This window comes from Streptomyces sp. NPDC058257 (assembly GCF_042881845.1).
In the GTDB taxonomy this organism is placed as follows: domain Bacteria; phylum Actinomycetota; class Actinomycetes; order Streptomycetales; family Streptomycetaceae; genus Streptomyces.
In genome coordinates, this window is the sequence record NZ_JBHVXJ010000013.1 from 40,832 (window position 1) to 65,835 (window position 25,004).

The following is a 25,004-nucleotide window of genomic DNA, read 5'->3' on the forward strand; positions in this document are numbered from 1 at the left end:
GCCACTGTACGACGGGTGGGCGGGCCCGGCACGTTCGGCGGGGAGACGGGTGTCAGGTCAGGCAGGTCAGGCAGGTCAGGTCAGGTCAGGGCGAGGGTGAAGGACGCCGTCGCGGCCAGGGACGCGCCGACCCGGACGTGGTTCCACAGGGTCCACTCACGGACGTACGTGCGCCAGTGGTCCGCGCTCTGCGGCGCCTGCGCGTCGAGCTTGGCGAGGGCGTCGTTGCGGGGGACGTTCGCGGCGACGGTCACCCCGAACGAGCCGAAGAGGTACAGCGCGCTGCCGAGGAGCAGCTCGACGGTGCCGTCGTCGGGCCAGAGCACGAAGGTGACGACGGCGACGACCGCGCTGAGTCCGGCGGCGCCCATGAACACGGTCATGAACCCCGCGGTGAGCGCCTTGACGTTGATCGACTGCATCGCCGCGATGCCTTGCGCCGGGGGCAACGCGGCCAGGCCCCGCATCACGAAGGTCGAGAACGCGACGAACGCTCCGGCGACCAGGCCGCAGGCGAGCGCGCTCAGCACGACGAGCACGAAATACGGTCCCTCGATCATGGCAACTCCCGCGTTGGGTAAGGCGGCCGGCAGGTGAGTGAGCCGCAGTGATCCTCCACGGCGCGGCCCCCCACCACAAGTGAATTGCCCTTACCGGGACGGGGCCATGTGCGGGCCGCGCGAGCGCATGCGCGGGCGTCTGGCCTGGGGGCCCGGGGACGCGCTGTCCCTGGCTCTGGGCGTGTCGCCCGCTTCCCCGTCGGGGTGGGATGGCCCTGTCCGGCCGCCTCGCGCCGGATCGTTCCCGCCCAACCGCCTCGCGCCGGATCGTTCCCGCCCAACCGCCTCGGGCCGGATCGTTCCCGCCCAACCGCCTCGGGCCGGATCGTTCCCGCCCAACCGCCTCGGGCCGGATCGTTCCCGCCCAACCGCCCGATTACCCCGCGTAGAGCAGCGAGGCGGGGCGGTCAGCTGCGGGGGCAGGCTCCCGCCAAGGCCGTCGCACCTCAGACCGCCACGCCCCTGCGCCCAGGCCCCTGCCAGGCCCGAAGCGCCGCCTCCACCGCCGGAGCGATCCGCCGACGGGCCTCCCTCCGGGGGACCCCGCTCATGAGGAGGCGGTCGTAGGGCGTCTCCGTGTGCCGGACGGCGGCGACCACCGCCCCCGTCACCGCTCCGGCCGACAGAGCCCGGCCCCCCGCGCTTCTCCCCACCCGCCCACTGCCCCGCACGGACGCGTGCGCGGCGATCGCACGGGCCCGCTCCTCGGGGCACCCGGGGAAGAGGCGGCGTATCTCGTCGGAGAAGGCCGCGGTGAAGCGGACGTCCTGCGCGGCCCGGCGCGCCGCGTCCCGTGCCCGACGGCGCGCCCGAGCCTCCGCGTCGGCGAGGCACCGCTCCTCGGCCCGTGTCAGTGCCTCCTCCTCGACGAGGACGCCCTGGCGCTCGTACCGTCCTTGGCGCCGGTTGAAGCGGACGACCACCGCCGAGAGTCCGCTGCCCTCGCGGGCCCGACGTGTCAGCGCGGTGTCGCCGCGTGGCAGGAGGACGAGATGGCCAAGGTCGGCGCAGTCCAGGCAGCGTGGCTCGGCGTCCTCGATGACCAGGAGGGCGAGCGGTCCGCCACGACACTCCGCGCAGTGGCGGTGCTTGAGGGGCTGGATGGCGAGAAGTCCGCTTCGGGGGAGGGGAATTGGTGCCATACAGGGTTCATTCCCCGGTCGGTGGGCGCGTACCGTCGCGGGGGAGGGGCGGGAGAGCCCGGCGGCACCATGGCGGGACGGCCCGGCATCATGGGACGGGTGCGACTCGAAGCGATCACCTGGGACCGGCTCACGGACACGCTCGCCGACCGCCTGCTCGACCTGAAGACGGCCGACGCGAGCCCCTGGCCCCGCATCGCCTTCGACGGGGCCCCGGCGGGCAGGCCCGGCGAACTGGCACGGAGCGTGGCCGACGCGCTGCGGGTGCGCGGGCGATCGGCTCTCGTCGTCGGCACGCAGGGCTTTCTGCGCCCCGCATCGCTGCGCCTCGAATACGGGCGCCAGGACGTGGAGTCGTACTACAGCGGCTGGTTCGACACCGGCGCGCTCTGGCGCGAGGTCTTCGGGCCGCTGGATCCGGGCGGCACGGGACGGGTGCTGCCCGACCTGTGGGACCCGGCAGCGGACCGTGCGACACGCAGCCCGTACGTCCAACTCAAGGACGGCGCGATGCTGTTGCTGCACGGCCCGCTGCTGCTCGGCCATTGGTTCTCCTTCGACCTGACGGTCCATACGAGCCTCTCGCCGGGCGCCCTGCGGCGACGCACGCCGGAGAGCGAACAATGGACGCTGCCCGCCTTCGAGCGGTACGAGAGGGAGAGGGAACCCGGCGCGGTGGCCGACGTGGTCGTACGCGCGGACGATCCACGGCATCCGGCGTGGAGCGGCTGAGGGGTCCGACGCGCGGGAGACATGAAGACGGGCACCGAAAACCCTTTTATATGCACGTGCATGTAGTTAGGGTCTGGGCATGGCTACGGAAGCGCTTCACTTCAGCGACTCGGTCCGCACTCTCCTCGACGGCAAGAACTTCGCCGGCATCGCGACACTCGGCCCCGACGGCGCACCCCAGAACTCGGTGGTGTGGATCCAGCGGGAGGGCGACACCGTGCTGTTCTCCTCCACGGCACGGCGGCAGAAAGTCCGCAATCTCGAACGCGACCCGCGCATCAGCGTCTCGGTCTTCGACCTGGCCGACCCGTACACGTCGGTCGAGATCCGTGGCGTCGCCGAGATCCTCCCCGACCCGGAGAAGCGGCTTCCGCACGAGCTCTCGCACAAGTACCTCGGCATCGACCCGCCCGGCGAGAAGGACGAGGAGACCCGGGTGATCGTCAAGGTGATCCCGCGGAAGGTCGTCGGCTTCTCGGCCTGAGAGGCGTCCGTCCCTGTTCCGAGGGGGGCCCGGCCTCCGCCCCGGCCTCCGCCCCGGCCTCCGCCCCGGCTTCCGGCGTGCGGACCTCCGTGGGCCCGGCGAGAATGAGGGACGCCGGGACTAGCGGCGCCTCCGCGCCGCGCCGGCCGCCCGGCACCGGGAGGTACCTCATGACCACCGCCGGAGACATCATGCACCGCGGCGCCCAGTGGATCCCCGCACACGAGACCCTGGACCGCGCCGCACAACTGATGCGCCAGCTGGACGTGGGCGCGCTGCCCATCAGTGACGGGAACGAGCGGCTCTGCGGCATCCTCACCGACCGTGACATCGTGGTCGGCTGCGTGGCGATGGGGCACGATCCGTCCCGGGTGACCGCGGGTGACATGGCCAAGGGCACACCGCGCTGGATCGACGCGGGCGCGGGCGTCGACGAGGTCCTCAAGGAGATGAAGGGCAGCCAGATCCGCAGGCTCCCGGTCATCGAGAACAAACGCCTCGTCGGCATGATCAGCGAGGCCGACCTCGCCACGCACCTCACCGACGACCAGCTCGCGGGCTGGGTCGAGAGCGTGTACGCGAAGGGCTGACCGCCGGATGCTGGAGGTTGGCAGCTGACCGCCGGGCGTTGGAGGTTGGCAGCTCGTCGACCCGGCGTGCGGCGTTGACCTCCTGGGGCCCGTACAGCCTAGAGCCAGCCGTTGCGCCGGAAGCCGCGGTAGAGCGCGAAACAGATGGTGGCGATCAGGCCGACCACCATTCCGTAGCCGTACTTCCAGTGCAGTTCGGGCATGTGGTCGAAGTTCATGCCGTACACACCGCAGACCATCGTCGGTACGGCGATCACGGCGGCCCAGGCGGTGATCTTCCGCATGTCCTCGTTCTGCGCGACCGTCACCTGTGCGAGATGGGCCTGAAGAATGGAGTTCAGGAGTTCGTCGAAGGAGGCGATCTGCTCCGTGACCCGCTTGAGGTGGTCGTCGACGTCCCGGAAGTAGGCCTGTATCTCCGGGGCGACCGCCCGCATCGGCTGGGTGGAGAGGATCTGCAGGGGGCGGCCGAGCGGCACCACGGCCCGCTTCAGTTCGAGGAGTTCCCGCTTGAGCTGGTATATGCGCCCGGGGTCGGCGCGCTCCCCGTCCTTGGAGAAGACGTCCATCTCCACCTGGTCGATGTCGGCCTGCACCGCGTCCGTCACCACGAGATAGTCGTCCACGACGTGGTCGGCGAGGGCGTGCAGGACCGCCGCGGGCCCCTGCGCGAGCTGCTCGGGCGCCGATTCGAGCTCCTCGCGCAGCGGACCGAGCGAACCATGGCGGCCGTGCCGCACGGTGATCACGAACTCCGCGCCGACGAAGACCATGATCTCGCCGGTGTCCACCACCTCGCTGGTCGCGGTGAGTTCGGCATGCTCCACGTAACAGACGGTCTTGAAGACGGCGAACAGTGTCTCGTCGTACCGCTCCACCTTCGGCCGCTGGTGGGCGTGGACCGCGTCCTCCACAGCGAGCGGGTGCAGGTCGAAGAGATCGGCGACGCCCGCGAACTCCTGCTCCGTCGGCTCGTGCAGCCCGAGCCAGACGAATCCGTCACCGCTCTTGCGGACGCGCTCGACCTCCTCGACGAGATCGCGGCCGCCCTCCTGGCGCACGCCGTTGCGATACGTCACGCACTTCACCACCGCCGAGCCCAGCGGTGACCGGGCCGGGTGACTCAGGTCGACGCGCTTGTGCTTGCGCACGAACTGGGCGACCCGCGCGACCTTCCGCAGGCCTCCTACCTTGCGGAGGTTCCCTACCTTTCGCAGGTTGCCTGCCATCGACATGCGTGGCTCCTCGTTCTGGTGACTTGGCGTGCCAGTCTGCCAGTACGTTCCGACATCGCGTCCCGAGCCTGTGGGAACGGAACACTCCGCTCCAGGTGTTCGGAGCCGCCTCCCGGGAGTAGGCCGGATAATTGGGATAATCACCGCATGACGCTCATTGACGGCTATCTGACGGGTAATCGGAATCGGCACGCCCAAGGGGCCGCCGAGGGGGCGGGCGCGGGCCGGCGCTCCGAGGCGTTCTCCGCGCTCTTCGACCCCACGACCTTCCGGCACATCGAGCGACTCGGCATCGGGCCGGGGTGGCGCTGCTGGGAGGTCGGCGCGGGCGGTTTCTCCGTCGTCTCCTGGCTGGCCAAGCGGGTCGGCCCCACCGGACGGATCCTCGCTACCGACACGGACATCTCCTGGCAGACGTCGGCCGCCCGGCCACCGGTCGAGGTGCGCACGCACGACGTGGGGGCGGACGCGCCGCCCGGCGGGGGCTTCGACCTCGTCCACGCGCGGCTCGTGCTCGCCCGGGTGCCCGACCGGGAGCTGGCGCTGCGCTCGATGATCCGGGCGCTGCGTCCCGGGGGCCGCCTGCTGATCGAGGAGGCCGATCCGGCCCTGCAGCCCCTGCCCTGCCCGGACGAGCACGGACCGGCACAGCAGCTGGCGAACCGCCTGCGGCACGCCCTGATCACCCAGCGCGGCACCGAACTCGCGTACGGCCGCGGCCTGCCGCGTCTGCTCCGCGCGGCGGGCCTGCGCCAGGTGGAGGCCGACGCGTACTTCCCGCTGACCTCGCCCGCCTGCGCGGCCCTGGAGACGGCCACGATCCAGCAGTCCCGCACGGCCATGACCGACGCGGGCCTGGCCACCGACGCCGACATCACCGACCACCTCGCGAACATCGCGTCGGAGCCGATGGACCTGGCGGCCTCCCCCCTGATCTCGGCCTGGGGAAGGAAGGCCTAGCGGAGTCGCCCTCCCCGGCGGTCGGCGCGCCCGCCCGACCCTTGCGGCGTCGGGGGCGGGGCAGCGGCCTGGGCGCATGACGGGCAACACGGCACGTCTCGGCCACGTCGTTCTGTGGGTGCGCGACCCCGCGGCGGCAGCCGGCTTCTACGAGAAGGCGCTCGGCCTCGAAGCCACTGGGCGTCGCCGAGTTCGCCGCGGGCAAGGCCCCGTTCCCCTCCGTGCGGCTCAACGAGGAGACCGTCTTCGACCTCGCCCCGCTCACGCCCGCCGAGCGCATGAGCGTCGTGCGGGCCCGGACAGAGCGCGGGGCACCCGGTCGACCACGCCCGCCTCGTCCTGGCGGAGAACGGCTTCGAGGCGCTGCGTGCCCGTCCGGAGGAGCGCGGGACGCCGGTGTCGGACATCTCGCACGACGCGTTCGGTGCTCGCGGCAGGGCCCTGGGCAGCCTCTGCTTCCGTGACCCGGACGGGAACATACTCGAAGCGCGGCACCACGGAGAGGCGGAAGAAGCCGGAGAGGCCGAAGAGTCCCGACCCACCCGTGCCGGGAGGGCTGTGCGGGGCCCGGCTAGGGTGACCGGCCATGACCACGAATGATCAAGCTGTCGCGTCCTTCGCCGTACACATTCCTGATGTCGACCTGGAGGCCGAGCCCCTCGATCCCGAGCAGATCGTCTCCGGCACCCCGGAAGTCACCGGGAAGGTCCTGTGGGAGTCCCCCGACGGCAAGCAGCTGCGCGGGATCTGGCAGATCACGCCCGGCGTGGTCACCGACACCGAGGCCGATGAACTCTTCGTCGTCGTCAGTGGCCGCGCCACGATCGCGGTCGAGGGCGGTGCCGTGATCGAGGTCGGCCCCGGCGACGCGGCCGTCCTGCGCGAGGGCGACCGTACGACGTGGACCGTGCACGAGACCCTGCGCAAGGCGTACCACATCACGCTCCGGTGACCACCGGGGTCACGAGCCCCCGGATCAGGCCTTCCTGACCGCCCGGCGCAGCGCGAGCGCCGCCAACGGCAGCAGCACGCAGACGCCCGTGAGGTTGAGCCAGCCGTAGCTCGCCCGCGCGACGATGAGGCCGGCGGCCGCGCCCCCGATGCCCGCCGCCGTGTTCATGGTCAGGTCCGACAGGCCCTGCACGGCGGCCCGGGCGGGCTGCGGCACGGAGTCGGTCAGCAGCGCGGAGCCGGAGACCAGGCCGGCGGACCAGCCGAGGCCGAGAACGAAGAGACCGGCGGCGGCCTTGCCGTGGCTCGGCCCCGCCGTGCCGGCAAGGAGTGCGGCGCAGCCCAGCAGCCCGACCGCGAGGCCGATCACGCAGAGCCGTCCGAACCGGTCGGAGAGCCAGCCCATCACCGGTGACAGCGCGTACATGCCCGCGATGTGACCGCTGATGACCAGGCCGACCAGTTGCAGGTCCGCGCCGTGGTGCCCCAGGTCGACCGGGGTCATGACCATGATCGAGACCATCACCGTGTGCGACACGGCCACCGTCACCAGGGCGAGCCGGGCCATCGGCGACGCGGCCACCGCGGCGACACCGGCCCGCAGCGAACGGCTCTGCGCGCGATGGTCTTCCTGCGGGGCGAGCGCGCGAGCGGTGAGCAACGGGTCGGGGCGTAGCAGCACCGCCACCACGAGACCGGCGACGGCGAAGATCCCGGCAGCGAAGAGGAAGGGTCCCGCCGACTCGGGGACGGAGGTGCCGGCGAAGGCGTGACTCGTGGGCGCGGCGATGTTCGGGCCGAGGACCGAGCCGATGGTGGTGGCCCAGATGACGAGGGAGATGGCACGGCCGCGCCGGTCGGGCTCGGCGAGGTCAGCCGCTGCGAAGCGGGCCTGGAGATTGGCCGACGAGCCCGCCCCGAAGCCCGCCATGCCGAGCAGCAGCAGGGGGAAGCTCTGGATGACGGCGGCGAGCACCACGAGTCCCGCTCCGAGCGCTCCGATCAGATACGCGAGGACGAGGCCGGGCCGCCGCCCGCGCGACGTCATCAGGGCGGCGAGCGGCAGCGAGAGCAGGGCGGTACCGGCCACGGACGCGGTGGGCGCGAGGCCGGACAGCGCCTCCGTCCCGCTCACCTCGGTCGCGAGCGTCGGAGCCAGGGCGATGCCGATCGGTACCCCGAGCCCGCCCAGTATCTGACTGGAGACCAGCACGGCGGTGGTGCGGCGGCGCAGGGCCGGCAGCGCCTCCGGCGCGGGTATGTCAGGAGCGTCGAGGGTCGAAGTCACTGACGCAGTGTGCCAGGGCGTTCGTACGCGGGAAACGCCGTTTTCACAGTCGCCGGGACGCCCTTGCCGGGACGCCCTTGCCTGGACGCCTTTGCCGGGGCGTCGAAGGAGCGGCTTGAGCGGCTTCGCGTCAGAACAGCGGCTCCGGGAGCACCCCTTCCAGGGCGAGCAGCCGCCGCTTGGTCTCGACGCCGCCACCGAACCCGCCGATGCCGCCGTCCTTCTCGACCACCCGGTGGCACGGCACCACGACCGGCAGCGGGTTGGCGCCCATCGCCATGCCGACCGCCTGGGCCGCGCCGGGCTGACCGACGCGGCGGGCCAGGTCTCCGTAGCCCACGACAGCGCCGTACGGAACTGTCGTCAGCTCGCGCAGGACCTGGCGGTTGAATCCGGAGATCAGCGACCAGTCGAGCGGCAGCTCGAAGTTGTGGCGCTTGCCCGCGAAGTAGTCCGCGAGCTGGCGTATGGGCTCGGCGAGGAGCTCGGAGCCGGGTGCTTCGAGCGGCTCGGCCCCCAGTCGGGAGCCGAGCCGCTCGACTGCCTGGTCGCGCACCGCGTCCGTGGCGTGGAAGACGACGGTGACCAGACCGTCGTCGGTCGCGGCGAGCAGCAGCGGGCCGATGTCGCTCGCGACGACGGCCCACACCGCCTGCCGCGGGTCGTCCTGCCCCGGCCCGCCCTGCCCGTGCTGCCCCTTGGCGTTCATGAGGACCACCGTACGACCGGGCACTGACAACGCGGCCCCGCGAGCCCGCCGGTGCTGGGCAGCGCTAGTCGGAGATCGCCTTGCGCACGACATCGGGCGTGTTCGTGATGATGCCGTTCACTCCGAAGCCCGCCACCCGCTGAGCGGTGGCCGCGTCGTTCACGGTCCAGGTGAAGATCTCCAGGCGCTTGCGGTGCGGCCCCTTGAGCGAGTGGATCGCGGAGACGTACTCCTTGGAGATGGAGGTGTGCGTCGAGTTGATCTGGTCGGAGAACTTGGCGTACTCGGGCAGCTCGGCGACCGTGGGCGTACCGAGGAAGCCGGTCTTTATGTCGGGCCGCAGCTTGTGCACCGTCTTGACGCTGTCCGCGCTGAAGCTCTGGATGACGAGCTTGTTCTTGACGTGGTGCTTGTCCAGCCAGCCCGTCTTGCGCAGGACGTCGAGGCCCTGCTTCTCGATGCCCGGGTACAGCTCGGGCTTCTTGAACTCGAAGACGAGCTTCTGGTGGTTGCGCGAGACCCGGTTCATGTACTGCTTCAGCGTCGGCACCCGCTGTCCCGCGTACTTCGGGCTGAACCAGCTGCCCGCGTCAAGCGTGGCGATCTCCGCCGCGGTGAAGTCCCCGACCTTCCACGGCGCGCGGTCGGGGAAGCGCTCCTCGACGTTCGTCGTCCGCTTCAGGGTGTCGTCGTGCACGATCACGAGCTCGCCGTCCTTGGTGCGCTGGACGTCGTTCTCGACCCAGCGGAACCCCATGTCAGCCGCCTTGTCGATGGCTGCGAAAGTGTTCTCGGGCGCATAGGCGGACGCGCCCCGGTGAGCGACGACCAACGGTCTGTCGTGCGAGACGGACGCCCGTGCCGACGGCTTGTCGGCGGCGTGAGCGGTGGCGGAGGGGAGAACGAGCGCACCGGCTCCGAGGAGAGCGGCGGTGGCGGCAGCGGCAAGACGTGCGGACAAGGGTGACTCCTCGCGATGAATGGGCACGGACCGGTTGAGAGTGACAGTCCACGGCCAACGCGAGACAGGTGCAGGATGGCCACAGGTTGAACGGAGACAGCCGGGTCTATTTCCCGGAAAATCGTTCGCAAGTTCCGGAGTGAGCTTTACTCTCTGCTTCAGTCCATGGCCTGTCAGTAGACAGCCGACTGGGGCCACTTGGGTGCAATCCCGGGCAAATGGACACATTAGGCGGAAGGGCTACCGCTCATGCAGGGCACGGTCGACGGTTTCAGTTATGGACTAGTCACACCGGTGGCGGCGTACCTCATGGCGTGCCTCGGCGGAGCGCTCGGTCTGCGCTGCACCACCAGGTCGCTCCTTGTCGCGCACTCCTGGCGGCCCGGCTGGCTCGCGCTCGGCTCGGCGGCGATCGGCTCCGGCATATGGACGATGCACTTCATCGCGATGATGGGCTTCTCCGTCGAGCAGGCCCCGATCCACTACGACAGGGCGCTGACCTTCGCGAGTCTCGCCGTGGCCATCGTCATGGTCGGCATCGGGATCTTCATCGTGGGCTACCGCGGCGCGACCGGGACAGCGCTGTTCACCGGGGGGACGGTCACCGGTCTCGGCGTCGCGTCGATGCACTACCTGGGAATGGCCGGAATGCGTCTGCGCGGGACGCTGGACTACAACACGCTCACCGTTTCGGCGTCCGTCGTGATCGCCGTCGTCGCCGCCACCGCGGCACTATGGGCGGCCGCACAGGTCAGAGGCTTCCTCTGGAGCCTGGGCGCGAGCCTCGTCATGGGCCTGGCCGTCACCGGCATGCACTACACCGGGATGGCCGCCCTCCGGGTCCATCTGCACGAGGGCTCGTCCGCGGCGCCGGCCACGGGGGACTCGGCCGCCGAGCTGCTCGCACCCATGATGATCGGCCCCCTCGCCTTCCTGCTCCTCGCGGGTGTCATCGTGATGTTCGACCCGCTGATGGTGATGGGCAAGGCGGACCTGCAGAACGCCGCACAGGGGCCTCGCGCCCCCTACCCCGTCCCCCGCTCGGGCGACCGGCACGACCCGCGAACGGGCCACAGGCCCCAGCAGCGCTCCGGTCCCAGGACCCCGCAGAGCTGGTGATCCGACCCCGTTGTCAGTGCGGGGTCGTACGGTGGGTTCCATGCGGCCCGTATCCAAGATCGAACGCACGGTGGCACCTTTCGAGGTCGTCAGTGACTACACGCCAAGCGGCGACCAGCCGGCGGCCATCGCCGACCTGGAGCGGCGCGTCAGCGCAGGTGAGAAGGATGTCGTCCTGCTCGGCGCGACCGGCACCGGCAAGTCGGCCACCACCGCGTGGATGATCGAGAAGCTCCAGCGCCCCACCCTCGTGATGGCGCCGAACAAGACGCTGGCCGCCCAGCTGGCCAACGAGTTCCGAGAGCTCCTGCCGAACAACGCGGTGGAGTACTTCGTCTCGTATTACGACTACTACCAGCCCGAGGCGTACGTCCCGCAGTCGGACACGTACATCGAGAAGGACTCCTCGATCAACGAGGAGGTCGAGCGCCTGCGCCACTCCGCGACGAACTCGCTGCTCACCCGGCGTGACGTGATCGTGGTCGCCTCCGTCTCCTGCATCTACGGCCTCGGCACCCCGCAGGAGTACGTCGACCGGATGGTGTCGCTCAAGGTCGGCGACGAGATCGACCGCGACCAGCTCCTGCGCCGCTTCGTCGACATCCAGTACACCCGCAACGACGTGGCCTTCGCCCGCGGCACCTTCCGGGTCCGCGGCGACACCATCGAGATCTTCCCGGTCTACGAAGAGCTGGCCGTCCGCATCGAGATGTTCGGCGACGAGATCGAGGCTCTCTCCACGCTGCACCCCCTCACCGGCGAGGTCATCAGCGACGACGACCACCTGTACGTCTTCCCTGCCTCGCACTACGTGGCGGGCCCGGAGCGCATGGAGAAGGCGGTCAACGGCATCGAGAAGGAGCTCGCCGAGCGCCTCTCCGAGCTGGAGAAGCAGGGCAAGATGCTGGAGGCCCAGCGCCTGCGCATGCGCACGACGTACGACCTGGAGATGCTCCGCCAGATCGGCTCCTGCTCCGGCATCGAGAACTACTCGATGCACTTCGACGACCGCGAGCCCGGCTCGGCGCCGAACACCCTCATCGACTACTTCCCCGAGGACTTCCTCCTCGTCATCGACGAGTCGCACGTCACGGTCCCGCAGATCGGCGCGATGTACGAAGGGGACGCCTCCCGCAAGCGCACCCTGGTGGACCACGGCTTCCGGCTGCCGTCCGCGCTCGACAACCGCCCGCTGAAGTGGGAGGAGTTCCTCGGCCGCATCGGCCAGACCGTCTACCTCTCCGCGACCCCCGGGAAGTACGAGCTCTCGCGCGGTGACGGTTTCGTCGAGCAGATCATCCGCCCCACCGGCCTCATCGACCCGGAGGTCGTGGTCAAGCCCACCGAGGGGCAGATCGACGACCTGGTGCACGAGATCCGCACGCGCACCGAGAAGGACGAGCGCGTCCTGGTCACCACGCTCACCAAGAAGATGGCCGAGGACCTCACCGACTACTTCCTCGAACTGGGCATCCAGGTCCGCTATCTGCACAGTGACGTCGACACCCTGCGCCGCGTCGAACTCCTGCGCGAGCTGCGCGCCGGTGAGTACGACGTCCTGGTCGGCATCAACCTCCTGCGCGAGGGCCTCGACCTGCCCGAGGTCTCCCTGGTGTCGATCCTCGACGCCGACAAGCAGGGCTTCCTGCGCTCCGGCACCTCACTGATCCAGACGATCGGCCGCGCGGCACGCAACGTCTCCGGCCAGGTCCATATGTACGCGGACAAGGTCACCCCGGCGATGGAGCAGGCCATCGACGAGACCAACCGCCGCCGCGAGAAGCAGATCGCGTACAACAAGGAGAAGGGGATCGACCCGCAGCCGCTGCGCAAGAAGATCAACGACATCGTGTCGGCGATCGCGCGCGAGGAGGTCGACACGGAGCAGCTGCTCGGCACCGACTACCGCAAGGCGAAGGACGGCAAGGACGCCAAGGCGCCGGTGCCCGCGCTCGGCGGCAAGGCGGACAGGGCGGCCAAGGGCAAGACCGCCGAGAAGGTGCCCACCGACCGCCCCGCGGCCGAACTGGCCGAGCAGATCGAGGAGATGACCGCACGGATGCGCGCGGCCGCAGGCGACCTGCAGTTCGAGATCGCCGCACGGCTGCGTGACGAGGTGTCAGAGATGAAGAAGGAGCTGCGGCAGATGAGGGAGGCGGGGCAGGCGTAGGCGTACTGCCTGGTGTGTTGCAAGACCGACACAAAGTGCCGTCCACACTGCGGCACTGTCAGTGCCTCTGCGTAGGGTGCTGGGCAACCGCGCAGACCGGCGGTTGCCAGGCATTTCGAGAGGGGACAGCGCGTGACGGTCAACATGACCAAGGGTCAGGCCATCAGCCTGCAGAAGGACGACGGGGGCGCCCTGACCGCGGTGCGCATGGGGCTCGGCTGGCAGGCGGCCCCGAGGCGGGGCCTGTTCGGCACGCGCACGCGTGAGGTCGACCTGGACGCGTCGGCGGTTCTGTTCGCCGACAAGCAGCCGGTGGACGTCGTGTTCTTCCGTCACCTCGTCAGTGACGACGGTTCCGTGCGGCACACCGGTGACAACCTCGTCGGCGGTGTCGGCCAGGGCGGGGACGACGAGGCGATCCTCGTCGACCTGGCGCGGATCCCGGTCCACATCGACCAGATCGTCTTCACGGTGAACTCCTTCACGGGTCAGACGTTCCAGGAGGTGCAGAACGCGTTCTGCCGCCTGGTCGACGAGACCAACGGCCAGGAGCTCGCCCGCTACACACTCGACGGCGGCGGTCAGTACACCGCGCAGATCATGGCGAAGGTCCACCGCGCCGGTTCCGGCTGGCAGATGACGGCCATCGGCAACCCCGCCAACGGCCGCACTTTCCAGGATCTGATGCCGTCGATCCTGCCGCACCTGTAGCCACGCGGCACCAGTAAGCACAGAGGGCACGAGGGGGACGAAGGCGATGACGGCCGAGCTGGTCCGGGGGCAGAACCACCCGCTTCCCGAGACCCGTCTGGAGATCAGGGTCTCGGTCGGCAAGCCGATCGTGGCCGGGATCACGCTCAGCGACGACGAGGGCAAGGTGCGCGGCACGGACTGGGTGGCCCATCCCGGCTCGCCCACGCTGCCGGGGCTCGAGGTGCCCAGGCAGGCCGCCGCCGACCACCGCCTCGCGGTGGACCTCGGCGCCGTGCCGCAGGCGGTGCAGCGGGTGAACGTCCTGCTCGCGCTGCCCGTCGGCGTCGGAGGGCCGGTCAGCTTCGGCTCCCTCGCCGCCCCCTTCGTGGCCGTCACCGCACTCGACGGCTCCGAGGTCGCCAGCTACACCATCACCGACCTGGACGCCGAGTCCGCGGTCGTCGCCCTGGAGCTCTACCGCAGGCAGGACGCGTGGAAGGTGCGCGCCGTCGGCCAGGGGTACGCGGGCGGCCTCGCCGCCATGCTCACCGACCAGGGCCTTGTGCGGGCCCATGAACTGGCGGGCACGATCAACGAAGCGGTGGCCCAGGGCCTCGCCCGCTCGGTGGCGGTGCCACCGCCCCGCCCCTCGGACGAGGCCCGCGTGCGGGCGACGGGGCGGACCGCCCCCGGTCCCGGGGCGCCGGGCCCGGACGGCGCCGTGACTCCCGATCCCACCCCGCCGACGCGCCGGCCGGGCGACGCGGGCGCCGCGGCCGACGGCCCCGTCAACTACACCCACCCCAGCCGTCAGACCGGCGCACCGCCCCCGCCCTCGCCGGCCGCGGCCCCGGCCGAGCCGGGCAAGGCCGCCCAGCCCGTGGCGGGCGACGCGACCGGCTGGTCCATGGAGGAGCGGCTCTACAACCAGGTGTGGGGCATGTTCGAGGACTTGGCCCGCACCACGGCCGCGTACCGAAGTGCCGTCGACTTCGCCGAGTCGCGCATGGACCAGGAGCTCGACAAGGTCCTCTCCGACCCGCGCAGCCGCATCGGTGACACCGGAGATGCCGCGCGTGAGGCCGCCCGTGCCAAGCACGGCCTCCTCGTCGACCGGGCGAAGGCCGCCCTCGACCGTGACCTGGGTCAGCTCGCCGCCGAGTCCGAGGTCGTCGAGCCCGCCCTGCCCCTGGCGTTCGCAGGCTGGGACAGCCCCGTCTGGCACGCCTACCGCACCCCCATGGAGATCCCCATGGCCCTGCGCCTCGGCGACCTCCACCTGCCCGAGCGGCCCGACCTGCACATCCCGATGCTGGTGCGGCTGCCCCTGGAGCGCGGCCTGTGGATCGACAGCGGCCGCTCGTCGGGTACGGACTCCCTGGCCGACGGGGACCAGCTGCGCCGCCTGGCCATGGACAGCGCGGTCGCGCACGCCGCCCGGCTGCTCGCGGTCTATCCGGCGGGGGAGTTCACGGTGCACGTCATCGACGCGGCGGGCTCCGCGGCGGGCGCGCTCTCCCCACTGGTGACGGCGGGCCTGCTCGACGAGCCCCCGGCCTCCGGCGCCGCAGGCGTCCGCGCGGTCCTCGCCAAGCTTACCCAGCGCGTCGACCTGGTGCAGATGGCGATCCGCGCGGGCGCCGCCGACGCGCTGCCGCCCGACCTGGACACCGCCGAGCAGCTCCTGATCGTCAACGACTTCCCGCACGGCTTCGACGACCGCGCCGTGACCCAGCTCCGCTACCTCGCCGACGAGGGCCCCGCGGTCGGCGTGCACCTGATGATGGTCGCCGACCGCGAGGACGCCACCGAGTACGGCCCGCTGCTCGACCCCCTCTGGCGCGCGCTCCTGCGTCTGACCCCGGTGGCCGGCGACCATCTCGCCGACCCCTGGGTGGGCCATGCGTGGACGTATGAACCTCCGATGGCGCCGTCCGGCAGCCAGGTGCTCACGCAGGTCCTGAACCAGGTCGCGCACGCCCGGCGCACGGGCGGCCGCTGACGCGTCGGCGGGCCCTGAGAATCGGCACGACGCTGATGGCGACTAACGGTAAAGCGACTTTTGACCCTCGCTGACCTGCCCTTTTGGCTCTTGCTTGCCATCTTCTTTACTAAGTCTTGGTGTTTCGCGTACTCTTCTTGCAGCGGAGGGGAGTACTCCCGAACGCGACGTACCCGTCAATACGGACCGCCATCGGTCCCGGGGCGTCGGCCCGCGGGGCTGTGAGCCGCCTCGGGTGGAAGAGACCTCCGGCAGCGACGACGCTGATCAGTAGCCGTACGACGCCGGAGGCGCAGTGGACGTTTCAATGACCCTTTGGGTACTGACCATTCTTGGTCTGTGTGCCCTGATCGCGGTCGACTTCTTCATCGGCCGCAAGCCGCATGACGTGTCGATCAAGGAAGCCGGAATCTGGACGGGTGTCTGGATCGCCCTTGCCGGGCTCTTCGGAGCGGGCCTGGTGATCTGGGGCGGTGGCCAGGCGGGCGGTGAGTTCTTCGCGGGCTTCATCACCGAGAAGTCGCTCAGCGTCGACAACCTCTTCGTCTTCATCCTGATCATGGCGAAGTTCTCGGTGCCCAGCCATCTCCAGCAGCGGGTGCTGCTCTTCGGCGTGCTGATCGCGCTCGTCCTGCGAGCGATCTTCATCGCCGCCGGCGCCGCGGTCATCGCCAACTTCTCCTGGGTCTTCTACATCTTCGGCGCGTTCCTGATCTACACCGCCTGGAAGCTCATCCAGGAGGCGCGCTCCGGGGACGACGAAGAGGAGTGGGAGGAGAACCGCCTCCTGAAGGCCGCCGAGAAGAAGTTCGGCGTCGCCGACCAGTACCACGGCACCAAGCTGTTCATCCAGAAGAACGGCAAGAAGATCATGACGCCGCTCATGATCGTCATGCTCGCCATCGGCACCACCGATGTGCTCTTCGCGATGGACTCGATCCCCGCGATCTTCGGCCTCACCCAGGACCCGTACATCGTGTTCACGGCGAACGCCTTCGCCCTGATGGGTCTGCGCCAGCTGTACTTCCTCATCGGCGGACTGCTCAAGAAGCTGGTCCACCTCAGCTACGGCCTGTCGGTCATCCTGGGCTTCATCGGCGTGAAGCTGGTCCTGCACGCCCTGCACGAGAACGGCGTGCACGTTCCCGAGATCTCCATCCCGGTCTCGCTCGGCGTCATCTGCGGTGTCCTGGTCATCACGACGATCACCAGCCTCATGGCCACCAAGAAGCAGGCGAAGAAGGAGGCCGCGGAGAAGGCCGCCGACGAGACTTCGAAGGACAGCATCGGCACCTGACGGCATCCGACGCGGGAGTTACCAGCACGGGCAGTGGCCCGCGGCATCGAGCCGCGGGCCACAGCCCGTGCTGGCCCGGACGCATGAAGTCCGTCCGGACGACCGAGTTCAGGGGCCGTGACGTACGGGAGACGACGGAACTGAAGTAGCGGGGCCCCGGCGCCCGGTGCAGCATCGAAGGCATGATCACTCGGCTCCGGGGACTCGCCACGCAGTGGACGGCGGCCGTGCCGATCCTGGCCGTCGTGCTGCTCGTCCTCACCTGGGGCCGCGATCTGCCGGGCGCGGTCGTGGCCCTGGTGACGCTCGTGCTCGCCGGGGCCGTGCTCGCCGCCGTGCACCACGCCGAGGTGATCGCGCACCGCGTCGGTGAACCCTTCGGCTCGCTCGTCCTCGCGGTCGCCGTGACGATCATCGAGGTCGCGCTGATCGTCACGCTCATGGCCGACGGCGGTGACAAGAGTTCCACGCTGGCCCGTGACACCGTGTTCGCCGCCGTGATGATCACCTGCAACGGCATCATCGGCCTGTGCCTCCTGGTGGGCGCCCTGCGCCACCGCGTCGCCGTCTTCCAGTCCGAGGGGACCGGCGCCGCCCTCGCGACCGTCGCCACGCTCGCCACCCTGAGCCTGGTCCTGCCGACCTTCACCACGAGCAAGCAGGGCCCGGAGTTCTCCACGGCGCAGCTCACCTTCGCCGCCCTCGCCTCGCTCGTCCTGTACGGCCTGTTCGTGACGACCCAGACCGTGCGCCACCGCGAGTACTTCCTGCCGATCACCCGCAAGGGCGAGGTGATCGACTCCGAGGAAGCCACAGGTCCCTCCACCCGCACCGCCCTGATCAGCCTGGGCCTGCTCGCCCTCGCCCTGATCGGGGTGGTCGGCCTCGCCAAGGGGGTCTCCCCGACGATCGAGTCCGGCGTGGAGAGCGCCGGCATGCCGCACTCCGTGGTCGGCGTGATCATCGCGCTGCTCGTGCTGCTCCCGGAGACCATCGCGGCCGTGCGCGCCACGCGCCGCGACCGGGTGCAGACCAGCCTCAACCTCGCCCTGGGGTCCGCGATGGCCAGCATCGGCCTGACCATCCCGGCCGTCGCGGTCGCCTCCGTCTGGCTCTCCGGGCCGCTGGTGCTCGGGCTCGGCCCGACCCACATGGTGCTGCTTGCGCTCACCTTGATCGTCGGCACGCTCACGGTCGTGCCGGGGCGCGCAACTCCGCTGCAGGGCGGCGTCCATCTGGTGCTGTTCGCGGCGTACTTGGAACTGGCGGTCACGCCGTGACGGGCGGCCCCAGGGGGCTACGGAGGCGCGGCCCGCTCCTCAGTACGCTGACCCCATGACCCGCACCCTCGCCACCGCCCCGATCATGATCCTGAACGGCCCCAATCTGAACCTGCTCGGCCAGCGCCAGCCCGAGATCTACGGCTCCGACACCCTCGCCGACGTCGAGGCGCTGTGCGCCAAGGCCGCGGCCGCGCACGGCGGCACCGTGGACCTCCGGCAGAGCAACCACGAGGGTCAGCTGGTGGACTGGATCCACGAGGCGCGCGAGCACCATGCGGGCATCGTCATCAACCCCGCCGCCTACTCGCACACGTCGGTCGCGATTCTCGACGCGCTCAACACCTGTGACGGCATGCCGGTGGTGGAGGTCCACATCTCCAACATTCATCAGCGCGAGGCGTTCCGGCACCATTCGTACGTCTCCCAGCGCGCCGACGGTGTCATCGCGGGGTGCGGTGTGCAGGGGTACGCGTTCGCGGTGGAGCGGGTGGCGGCGCTGGTCGCCGGGGCCTGATCCCCGGCGACGTACGGCAGTTCACCAGCCGACGTACGGCAGTTCACCAGCCCCGCTGACGCCACTCCGCCAGGTGCGGGCGCTCGGTGCCAAGGGTCGTGTCGTTCCCGTGGCCGGGGTAGACCCAGGTCTCGTCGGGGAGCGTGCCGAAGATCTTCGTCTCGACGTCGGTCAGGAGACTCGCGAAGGCCTGCGGGTCCTGGTGCGTGTTGCCGATGCCGCCGGGGAAGAGGCAGTCGCCGGTGAAGACATGCGGGTGGCCGTGCGGGTCGTCGTAGACGAGGGCGATCGAGCCCGGCGTGTGGCCCACCAGGTGGCGCGCGGTGAGCGAGACCCGGCCGACCTGGACGGTGTCGCCGTCCACGAGCGGGACGTCCGTGGGCACCGGGATGCCCACCGTGTCCTCGCGGCCCGCGTGGGTCCGTGCGCCGGTCGCCTCGACGACCGCGGCGAGGGCCTGCCAGTGGTCGCCGTGCTGGTGGGTGGTGACGACGGACGCGATGCCGTCGTCACCGATCAGTGTGAGCAGCGTCTCGGCGTCGTTCGCCGCGTCGATCAGGAGCTGCTCGTCGGTGGCCCGGCAGCGCAGCAGATAGGCGTTGTTGTCCATCGGGCCGACGGCGACCTTCGAGATCATCAGGTCCTGCAACTCGTGTACGTCCGCACCGCCGCCGACCTTCACTGCTCCGCTGTACGTCATGCGCCTCAGCCTATAGCGGGGGCAGGGCGGGCAGGAGGCCGCCTTCGGCCGTCAGCGCGGAGCCGTCGCGACGGCCCGCGAGCCACCCCACCACGTCGGGCGCGGGGCCGAAGACGGTGACCTCGGGCTCGCCGTCCCGGCCGGTGCTCCACGCGTGCGTGCCGTCCGTCACCCGCGTGGGCGGGACGTCGGCGTTCCCCGAGAAGCGCGCCGCCAGAAACGCGGTCTCCCGCCGCACGAACTCTTCCGGCAGATCCTCCAGCCCGTACCCGATACCCAGGTCGACGTGGTGCAGCTCCACCTCGGCCCACCGCCGGAACGGCACCCGCGACGCGGAATCCGTCACCCCGTTGCGCATCGTGATGGTGCGGGTCCAGTCGGCGGGGACGGCGGCCCGGGTCTCGAAGCGCTCCGCGGACTCGCGTACGTCGACAAGCTGCTCGGCCAGTGGCCGGGGCGCGTCCCGCTCGATGTCCGCGTCCCGGGCGTCCGCGCTGACGTACATGGGCCGTCCGGCGAGAACATTGACGAGCGCGTCCGCGTTCCGGGCGAGGTGGGCGAGGACGTGACCGCGGGTCCAGCCCGGCAGGCGTGACGGCTCGGCGGTCGAATCGTTGTTCAGTTTCGCGGCTGCTGTGAGCAGCCGGTCGGTCGCGTCACGTACAGACGCCAGGTCGCGCACATGATCAATCATGCGTCCGACGATAGCCGTGCCACACGTTCGGGTGAAGGTGCCGGAGCGGCACCGCAAATCGAATGCACGTGCTATATGGTCGGGTGCGGCATCGGGCATTCTTGGCGGTCCGGGTTTGTTATCACCCAGGGCATCCGTCCCGGCGTTGTCAGTGGCTCGCCCTAGTCTGTGAATGACAGGGGTCCCGCCCCTGTCACTTCTCTCAAGAAAGGTGCGGACCGGCGTGGCCGACCGTCTCATCGTCCGTGGCGCGCGCGAGCACAATCTCAAGAACGTCTCGCTCGACCTCCCGCGTGACTCCCTCATCGTCTTCACCGGGCTCTCCGGGTCGGGCAAGTCCTCGCTCGCGTTCGACACGATCTTCGCCGAGGGCCAGCGGCGGTACGTGGAGTCGCTTTCCTCGTACGCCAGGCAGTTCCTCGGCCAGATGGACAAGCCGGACGTCGACTTCATCGAAGGCCTCTCGCCCGCGGTCTCCATCGACCAGAAGTCGACCTCGCGCAACCCGCGCTCCACGGTCGGCACCATCACGGAGGTCTACGACTACCTCCGCCTGCTCTTCGCGCGCATCGGCAAGCCGCACTGCCCCGAGTGCGGGCGCCCCATCTCCCGGCAGTCGCCGCAGGCCATCGTCGACAAGGTCCTCGAGCTGCCGGAAGGCAGCCGCTTCCAGGTCCTCTCGCCGCTGGTGCGCGAGCGCAAGGGCGAGTTCGTCGACCTCTTCGCCGACCTCCAGACCAAGGGCTACAGCCGCGCGCGGGTCGACGGCGAGACGATCCAGCTCTCCGAGCCGCCCACGCTGAAGAAGCAGGAGAAGCACACCATCGAGGTGGTCATCGACCGCCTCACGGTGAAGGACTCCGCCAAGCGCCGCCTCACCGACTCCGTGGAGACCGCGCTCGGCCTCGCCGGCGGCATGGTCGTGCTCGACTTCGTCGACCTCCCCGAGGACGACCCCGAGCGCGAGCGGATGTACTCGGAGCACCTGTACTGCCCGTACGACGACCTGTCCTTCGAGGAGCTGGAGCCCCGCTCCTTCTCCTTCAACTCGCCCTTTGGCGCCTGCCCGGACTGCTCGGGTATCGGTACGCGCATGGAGGTCGACCCCGAGCTGATCGTCCCGGACGAGGACAAGTCGCTCGACGAAGGCGCCATCCACCCCTGGTCGCACGGCCACACCAAGGACTACTTCGCACGCCTGGTCGGCGCACTCGCCGACGCCCTCGGCTTCGCCACGGACATGCCCTGGGCCGGCCTGCCGCAGCGCGCGAAGAAGGCCCTCCTGAACGGGCACAAGACCCAGATCGAGGTCCGCTACAGGAACAGGTACGGCCGCGAGCGGGTCTACACCACCGCCTTCGAAGGCGCCGTCCCCTTCGTCAAGCGCCGCCACAGCGAGGCCGAGAGCGACGCGAGCCGCGAGCGCTTCGAGGGCTACATGCGCGAGGTGCCCTGCCCCACCTGTGAGGGCACACGTCTGAAGCCGATCGTCCTCGCCGTCTCGGTCATGGGGAAGTCCATCGCCGAGGTCTCCGCGATGTCCATCAGCGACTGCGCGGACTTCCTCGCCGAGCTGAAGCTGGGCGCCCGCGACAAGAAGATCGCCGAGCGCGTCCTGAAGGAGGTCAACGAACGGCTGCGGTTCCTGGTCGACGTAGGCCTTGACTACCTCTCGCTGAACCGCGCCGCTGGCACGCTCTCCGGAGGCGAGGCCCAGCGCATCCGCCTGGCCACCCAGATCGGCTCGGGCCTCGTCGGCGTCCTCTACGTACTGGACGAGCCGTCCATCGGCCTGCACCAGCGCGACAACCACCGCCTGATCGAGACCCTCGTGCGCCTGCGCGACATGGGCAACACGCTCATCGTCGTCGAGCACGACGAGGACACCATCAAGGTCGCCGACTGGGTCGTCGACATCGGCCCCGGCGCGGGGGAGCACGGCGGCAAGGTCGTGCACAGCGGCTCCATGAAGGAGCTCCTGGCCAACGACAAGTCGATCACCGGTCAGTACCTCTCCGGCAAGAAGTCCATCCCGGTGCCCGACGTGCGCCGCCCCGCCGACCCCACCCGGCAGCTGACGGTGCACGGCGCCCGGGAGAACAACCTCCAGGACATCGACGTCTCCTTCCCCCTCGGCGTCCTCACCGCGGTCACCGGTGTCTCGGGCTCCGGAAAGTCGACGCTGGTCAACGACATCCTCTATACGCACCTGGCGCGCGAGCTGAACGGCGCCAGGTCCGTCCCCGGGCGGCACACGCGCGTGGAGGGCGACGACCTGGTCGACAAGGTCGTGCACGTCGACCAGTCGCCGATCGGCCGCACACCCCGGTCGAACCCGGCGACGTACACCGGAGTCTTCGACCACGTCCGCAGGCTGTTCGCGGAGACGATGGAGGCGAAGGTCCGCGGCTATCTGCCCGGCCGCTTCTCCTTCAACGTCAAGGGCGGGCGCTGCGAGAACTGCTCCGGCGACGGCACGATCAAGATCGAGATGAACTTCCTCCCGGATGTGTACGTGCCGTGCGAGGTCTGCCACGGGGCGCGCTACAACCGCGAGACGCTGGACGTCCACTACAAGGGCAAGTCCATCGCCGAGGTCCTGGACATGCCGATCGAGGAGGCGCTCGACTTCTTCGAGGCGGTGCCCGCCATCTCCCGCCACCTGCGCACGCTCAACGACGTGGGTCTGGGGTACGTCCGGCTCGGCCAGTCCGCCCCCACGCTCTCCGGCGGTGAGGCCCAACGCGTGAAGCTGGCCTCCGAGCTGCAGAAGCGCTCCACGGGACGGACCGTCTACGTCCTGGACGAGCCGACCACCGGTCTGCACTTCCAGGACATCAGCAAGCTGATCGCGGTCCTGTCCGGCCTGGTCGACAAGGGCAACACGGTCATCGTCATCGAGCACAACCTCGACGTCGTCAAGACCGCGGACTGGGTCGTCGACATGGGCCCCGAAGGCGGCAACGGCGGCGGTCTCGTCGTCGCCGAGGGCACGCCCGAGGAGGTCGCGGGGGTCCCGACGAGCCACACGGGCAAGTTCCTGCGGGACATCCTGGCGGCGGACCGGATCAGCGACGCGTTGCCCTCGCAGGGGCGTAAGCGGGTTGTCGCGTCGGCGGCCAAGAAGACGGCGGCGAAGGCTGTCGCCAAGACGGCAGCGAACAAGAAGGCCACTGCCAAGAAGGCCACTGCCAAGAAGGCTGCTCCGAAGAAGGTGGCCAAGGCCCCTAAGAGCTGACGGCGCGCCGTACGCATCCGCGGGTGCGCTGCGGCTGGTCGCGCAGTTCCCCGCGCCCCTTCGGGCGCTCCCGCGAACGGGCCGCCGGACAAGGGTTCCCCCTTGTCCGGCGGCCCGTTCCCGTGGTCGCCTGGGCGGCATGACCGTACGTACGGAACGTGCAGGCCCCGTCACCACCATCGTGCTGTCCCGGCCCGGCGTGCGGAACGCGGTCGACGGGCCCACCGCCCGTGCGCTCGCGGACGCCTTCCGGGACTTCGACGCCGACCCCGACGCGTCCGTCGCCGTGCTGTGGGGCGAGGGCGGCACCTTCTGTGCCGGTGCGGATCTCAAGGCCATCGGGACCCCGGCAGGGAACGAGGTGACCGAGAAGGGGGACGGGCCCATGGGGCCGACCCGGATGCGTCTGTCCAAGCCCGTCGTCGCCGCGATCTCCGGACACGCGGTCGCCGGAGGCCTGGAGCTGGCGCTCTGGTGCGACCTGCGCGTGGCCGACGAGGACGCGGTGCTCGGAGTCTTCTGCCGCCGCCTGGGCGTCCCGCTCATCGACGGCGGGACCGTGCGGCTGCCCCGGCTCATCGGGGAGAGCCGCGCCATGGACCTGGTGCTCACCGGCCGCCCCGTACCCGCCGCCGAGGCGCTGGCGATGGGCCTGGTCAACAGGACCGTACCGCCGGGTACGTCCCGCGCCGCGGCCGAGCGCCTCGCCGCGGAGATCGCCGCGTTCCCGCAGACCTGCCTCCGGAACGACCGGCACTCCGTGCTTGAACAGGGCGGCCTGACCGAGCAGGAGGCGATGGCGGGTGAACTGCGCCACGGACTGGGGTCCCTCGCCGAGGCGGCGGACGGCGCGGCCAGGTTCGCGGCGGGGGCGGGGCGGCACGGAGCGTTCACCGGCGGCGAGTGAGGCGCTCGGCTGCCTCCGCGGAACCAGCCTTCGCAGCGGAAACCAGCCTCCGCAGAACCAGCCTCCGCAGCGGAAACCAGCCTCCGCGGAACCAGCCTCCGTCGAACTAACCTTCGGTGGGCGCGGCCTCCGGCTCCAGGAACTGCATGTCCAGCTGGATCTTCACCACGTCACCGAGCAGCCCGGCACCGAAGTCGAGGCCGTATTCCTTGCGGCTGATCTCCCCGGTCGCCTCGAACCCGGCATGCCGTCGCGGGGAGCCGGGGAAGGCCTGGAGGCCGCCGAACTCGACGGCGAGGGTGACCGGCTTCGTCACGTCACCGATGGTCAGCTCGCCCTCCAGGGTCCACTCGTCCTCCTTGCCGATGACCCGCGTCGAGCGGAACGTCATCGTGGGGCGGCGCTCGACGTCAAGCAGGTCCGGCGCGCGGACATGGGCGTCGCGGTCCTTGTTGCCGGTGTCGATCGACGCCAGGTCGACGGTCGCCGTCACCGATGAGGTCTCGACGCTCCCGCCCACGACGAGACCGGCCGTCACCTCGCTGAAGCGGCCCCGCACCTTCGAGATCCCGAGGTGGCGGATGGTGAAGTTGACGGCGGAGTGGAACGGGTCGATCTCCCAGCTGCCCGCGGGCAGCGGCAGCGCGCCGGAAGCGGTCGTGGCGGTGGCTGTGCTGTCAGAAGTGGTCATGCGCTCCACTCTGCGCGGCGCGGCGGAGGCGAGGAAGGCCGAGCTGAGACTGGTAGTGACAGGGCCACGATCCGGTCCATCGGC

The 25,004-nt window shown here is 70.2% G+C and carries 23 protein-coding genes and 1 pseudogene; 15 read left to right on the forward strand and 9 right to left on the reverse strand.

Annotated features, from left to right (window positions below):
- Positions 1-80: 80 nt before the first annotated feature.
- Together ACFVXC_RS27650 and ACFVXC_RS27655 are read right to left on the reverse strand one after the other, a co-directional pair.
- On the reverse strand, positions 81-560 hold the full coding sequence (locus tag ACFVXC_RS27650; protein ID WP_389910135.1) for a DUF1772 domain-containing protein: 480 nt from the start codon (positions 558-560) through the stop codon (positions 81-83).
- Between the two features lie 446 nt (positions 561-1,006).
- Positions 1,007-1,702, reverse strand: a complete 696-nt coding sequence (locus ACFVXC_RS27655) for a DUF2293 domain-containing protein (protein ID WP_389910137.1) — start codon at positions 1,700-1,702, stop codon at positions 1,007-1,009.
- A 90-nt stretch (positions 1,703-1,792) separates the two neighbouring features.
- Between ACFVXC_RS27655 and ACFVXC_RS27660 the strand changes: the two genes are divergently transcribed.
- From ACFVXC_RS27660 to ACFVXC_RS27670, 3 genes are all read left to right on the forward strand, one after another.
- Entirely contained in the window at positions 1,793-2,434 is a 642-nt protein-coding gene (locus tag ACFVXC_RS27660; protein WP_389910624.1) for a uridine kinase, read from the forward strand.
- Between the two features lie 79 nt (positions 2,435-2,513).
- Positions 2,514-2,918, forward strand: a complete 405-nt coding sequence (locus ACFVXC_RS27665; protein WP_389910139.1) for a PPOX class F420-dependent oxidoreductase — start codon at positions 2,514-2,516, stop codon at positions 2,916-2,918.
- Positions 2,919-3,088: 170 nt separating this feature from the next.
- The gene (locus tag ACFVXC_RS27670; protein ID WP_389910142.1) at positions 3,089-3,508 is read left to right on the forward strand and encodes a CBS domain-containing protein; all 420 of its coding nucleotides are present in this window, start codon (positions 3,089-3,091) and stop codon (positions 3,506-3,508) included.
- A 98-nt stretch (positions 3,509-3,606) separates the two neighbouring features.
- Here ACFVXC_RS27670 and ACFVXC_RS27675 read toward each other — a convergent pair whose 3' ends face one another.
- A complete protein-coding gene (locus ACFVXC_RS27675) occupies positions 3,607-4,743 on the reverse strand; it encodes a magnesium and cobalt transport protein CorA (protein WP_389910145.1) in 1,137 nt (378 codons plus the stop codon).
- Between the two features lie 147 nt (positions 4,744-4,890).
- Between ACFVXC_RS27675 and ACFVXC_RS27680 the strand changes: the two genes are divergently transcribed.
- From ACFVXC_RS27680 to ACFVXC_RS27690, 3 genes and pseudogenes are all read left to right on the forward strand, one after another.
- On the forward strand, positions 4,891-5,703 hold the full coding sequence (locus ACFVXC_RS27680; protein ID WP_389910148.1) for a class I SAM-dependent methyltransferase: 813 nt from the start codon (positions 4,891-4,893) through the stop codon (positions 5,701-5,703).
- 76 nt (positions 5,704-5,779) lie between these two features.
- Positions 5,780-6,201, forward strand: a pseudogene (locus tag ACFVXC_RS27685) (VOC family protein); the annotation flags it as partial.
- 88 nt (positions 6,202-6,289) lie between these two features.
- Positions 6,290-6,655 (forward strand): cupin domain-containing protein, encoded by a 366-nt coding sequence (locus ACFVXC_RS27690; RefSeq protein WP_389910150.1) that lies wholly within the window; start codon positions 6,290-6,292, stop codon positions 6,653-6,655.
- A 24-nt stretch (positions 6,656-6,679) separates the two neighbouring features.
- Here ACFVXC_RS27690 and ACFVXC_RS27695 read toward each other — a convergent pair whose 3' ends face one another.
- The 3 genes from ACFVXC_RS27695 to ACFVXC_RS27705 form a co-directional block, all read right to left on the reverse strand.
- Complete coding sequence (locus ACFVXC_RS27695; RefSeq protein WP_389910153.1) at positions 6,680-7,942, reverse strand: MFS transporter; 1,263 nt, start codon at positions 7,940-7,942, stop codon at positions 6,680-6,682.
- A 130-nt stretch (positions 7,943-8,072) separates the two neighbouring features.
- Positions 8,073-8,651, reverse strand: coding sequence for a methylated-DNA--[protein]-cysteine S-methyltransferase (locus tag ACFVXC_RS27700; RefSeq protein ID WP_389910155.1), 579 nt, complete (start codon positions 8,649-8,651; stop codon positions 8,073-8,075).
- 64 nt (positions 8,652-8,715) lie between these two features.
- On the reverse strand, positions 8,716-9,612 hold the full coding sequence (locus tag ACFVXC_RS27705) for a glycerophosphodiester phosphodiesterase (RefSeq protein ID WP_389910158.1): 897 nt from the start codon (positions 9,610-9,612) through the stop codon (positions 8,716-8,718).
- Positions 9,613-9,861: 249 nt separating this feature from the next.
- Here ACFVXC_RS27705 and ACFVXC_RS27710 point away from each other — a divergent pair, with 249 nt between their 5' ends.
- From ACFVXC_RS27710 to aroQ, 7 genes are all read left to right on the forward strand, one after another.
- Positions 9,862-10,731, forward strand: coding sequence for an MHYT domain-containing protein (locus ACFVXC_RS27710; protein WP_389910160.1), 870 nt, complete (start codon positions 9,862-9,864; stop codon positions 10,729-10,731).
- A 40-nt stretch (positions 10,732-10,771) separates the two neighbouring features.
- Positions 10,772-12,901: an excinuclease ABC subunit UvrB gene (gene uvrB, locus ACFVXC_RS27715; RefSeq protein ID WP_389910163.1), complete on the forward strand. Its 2,130-nt coding sequence runs from the start codon at positions 10,772-10,774 to the stop codon at positions 12,899-12,901.
- Between the two features lie 132 nt (positions 12,902-13,033).
- The gene (locus ACFVXC_RS27720) at positions 13,034-13,612 is read left to right on the forward strand and encodes a TerD family protein (RefSeq protein WP_389910165.1); all 579 of its coding nucleotides are present in this window, start codon (positions 13,034-13,036) and stop codon (positions 13,610-13,612) included.
- A 46-nt stretch (positions 13,613-13,658) separates the two neighbouring features.
- Positions 13,659-15,596: a TerD family protein gene (locus ACFVXC_RS27725; RefSeq protein ID WP_389910168.1), complete on the forward strand. Its 1,938-nt coding sequence runs from the start codon at positions 13,659-13,661 to the stop codon at positions 15,594-15,596.
- A 307-nt stretch (positions 15,597-15,903) separates the two neighbouring features.
- Positions 15,904-16,893: a TerC family protein gene (locus tag ACFVXC_RS27730; protein ID WP_389910171.1), complete on the forward strand. Its 990-nt coding sequence runs from the start codon at positions 15,904-15,906 to the stop codon at positions 16,891-16,893.
- 182 nt (positions 16,894-17,075) lie between these two features.
- Positions 17,076-18,173, forward strand: a complete 1,098-nt coding sequence (locus tag ACFVXC_RS27735) for a calcium:proton antiporter (RefSeq protein ID WP_389910173.1) — start codon at positions 17,076-17,078, stop codon at positions 18,171-18,173.
- 55 nt (positions 18,174-18,228) lie between these two features.
- Entirely contained in the window at positions 18,229-18,690 is a 462-nt protein-coding gene (gene aroQ / locus ACFVXC_RS27740) for a type II 3-dehydroquinate dehydratase (protein ID WP_389910176.1), read from the forward strand.
- A gap of 43 nt (positions 18,691-18,733) precedes the next feature.
- On the opposite strand, the gene ACFVXC_RS27745 is transcribed toward aroQ, so the two are convergent.
- Positions 18,734-19,390, reverse strand: a complete 657-nt coding sequence (locus ACFVXC_RS27745; protein WP_389910179.1) for an MBL fold metallo-hydrolase — start codon at positions 19,388-19,390, stop codon at positions 18,734-18,736.
- Positions 19,391-19,400: 10 nt separating this feature from the next.
- On the reverse strand, positions 19,401-20,084 hold the full coding sequence (locus ACFVXC_RS27750) for a maleylpyruvate isomerase family mycothiol-dependent enzyme (protein ID WP_389910181.1): 684 nt from the start codon (positions 20,082-20,084) through the stop codon (positions 19,401-19,403).
- A gap of 223 nt (positions 20,085-20,307) precedes the next feature.
- On the opposite strand from ACFVXC_RS27750, the gene uvrA reads away from it, so the two are divergent.
- Complete coding sequence (gene uvrA / locus ACFVXC_RS27755; protein WP_389910184.1) at positions 20,308-23,322, forward strand: excinuclease ABC subunit UvrA; 3,015 nt, start codon at positions 20,308-20,310, stop codon at positions 23,320-23,322.
- 139 nt (positions 23,323-23,461) lie between these two features.
- On the forward strand, positions 23,462-24,229 hold the full coding sequence (locus tag ACFVXC_RS27760) for a crotonase/enoyl-CoA hydratase family protein (RefSeq protein WP_389910187.1): 768 nt from the start codon (positions 23,462-23,464) through the stop codon (positions 24,227-24,229).
- A gap of 106 nt (positions 24,230-24,335) precedes the next feature.
- On the opposite strand, the gene ACFVXC_RS27765 is transcribed toward ACFVXC_RS27760, so the two are convergent.
- A complete protein-coding gene (locus tag ACFVXC_RS27765) occupies positions 24,336-24,920 on the reverse strand; it encodes a YceI family protein (protein ID WP_389910190.1) in 585 nt (194 codons plus the stop codon).
- Positions 24,921-25,004: the final 84 nt, after the last annotated feature.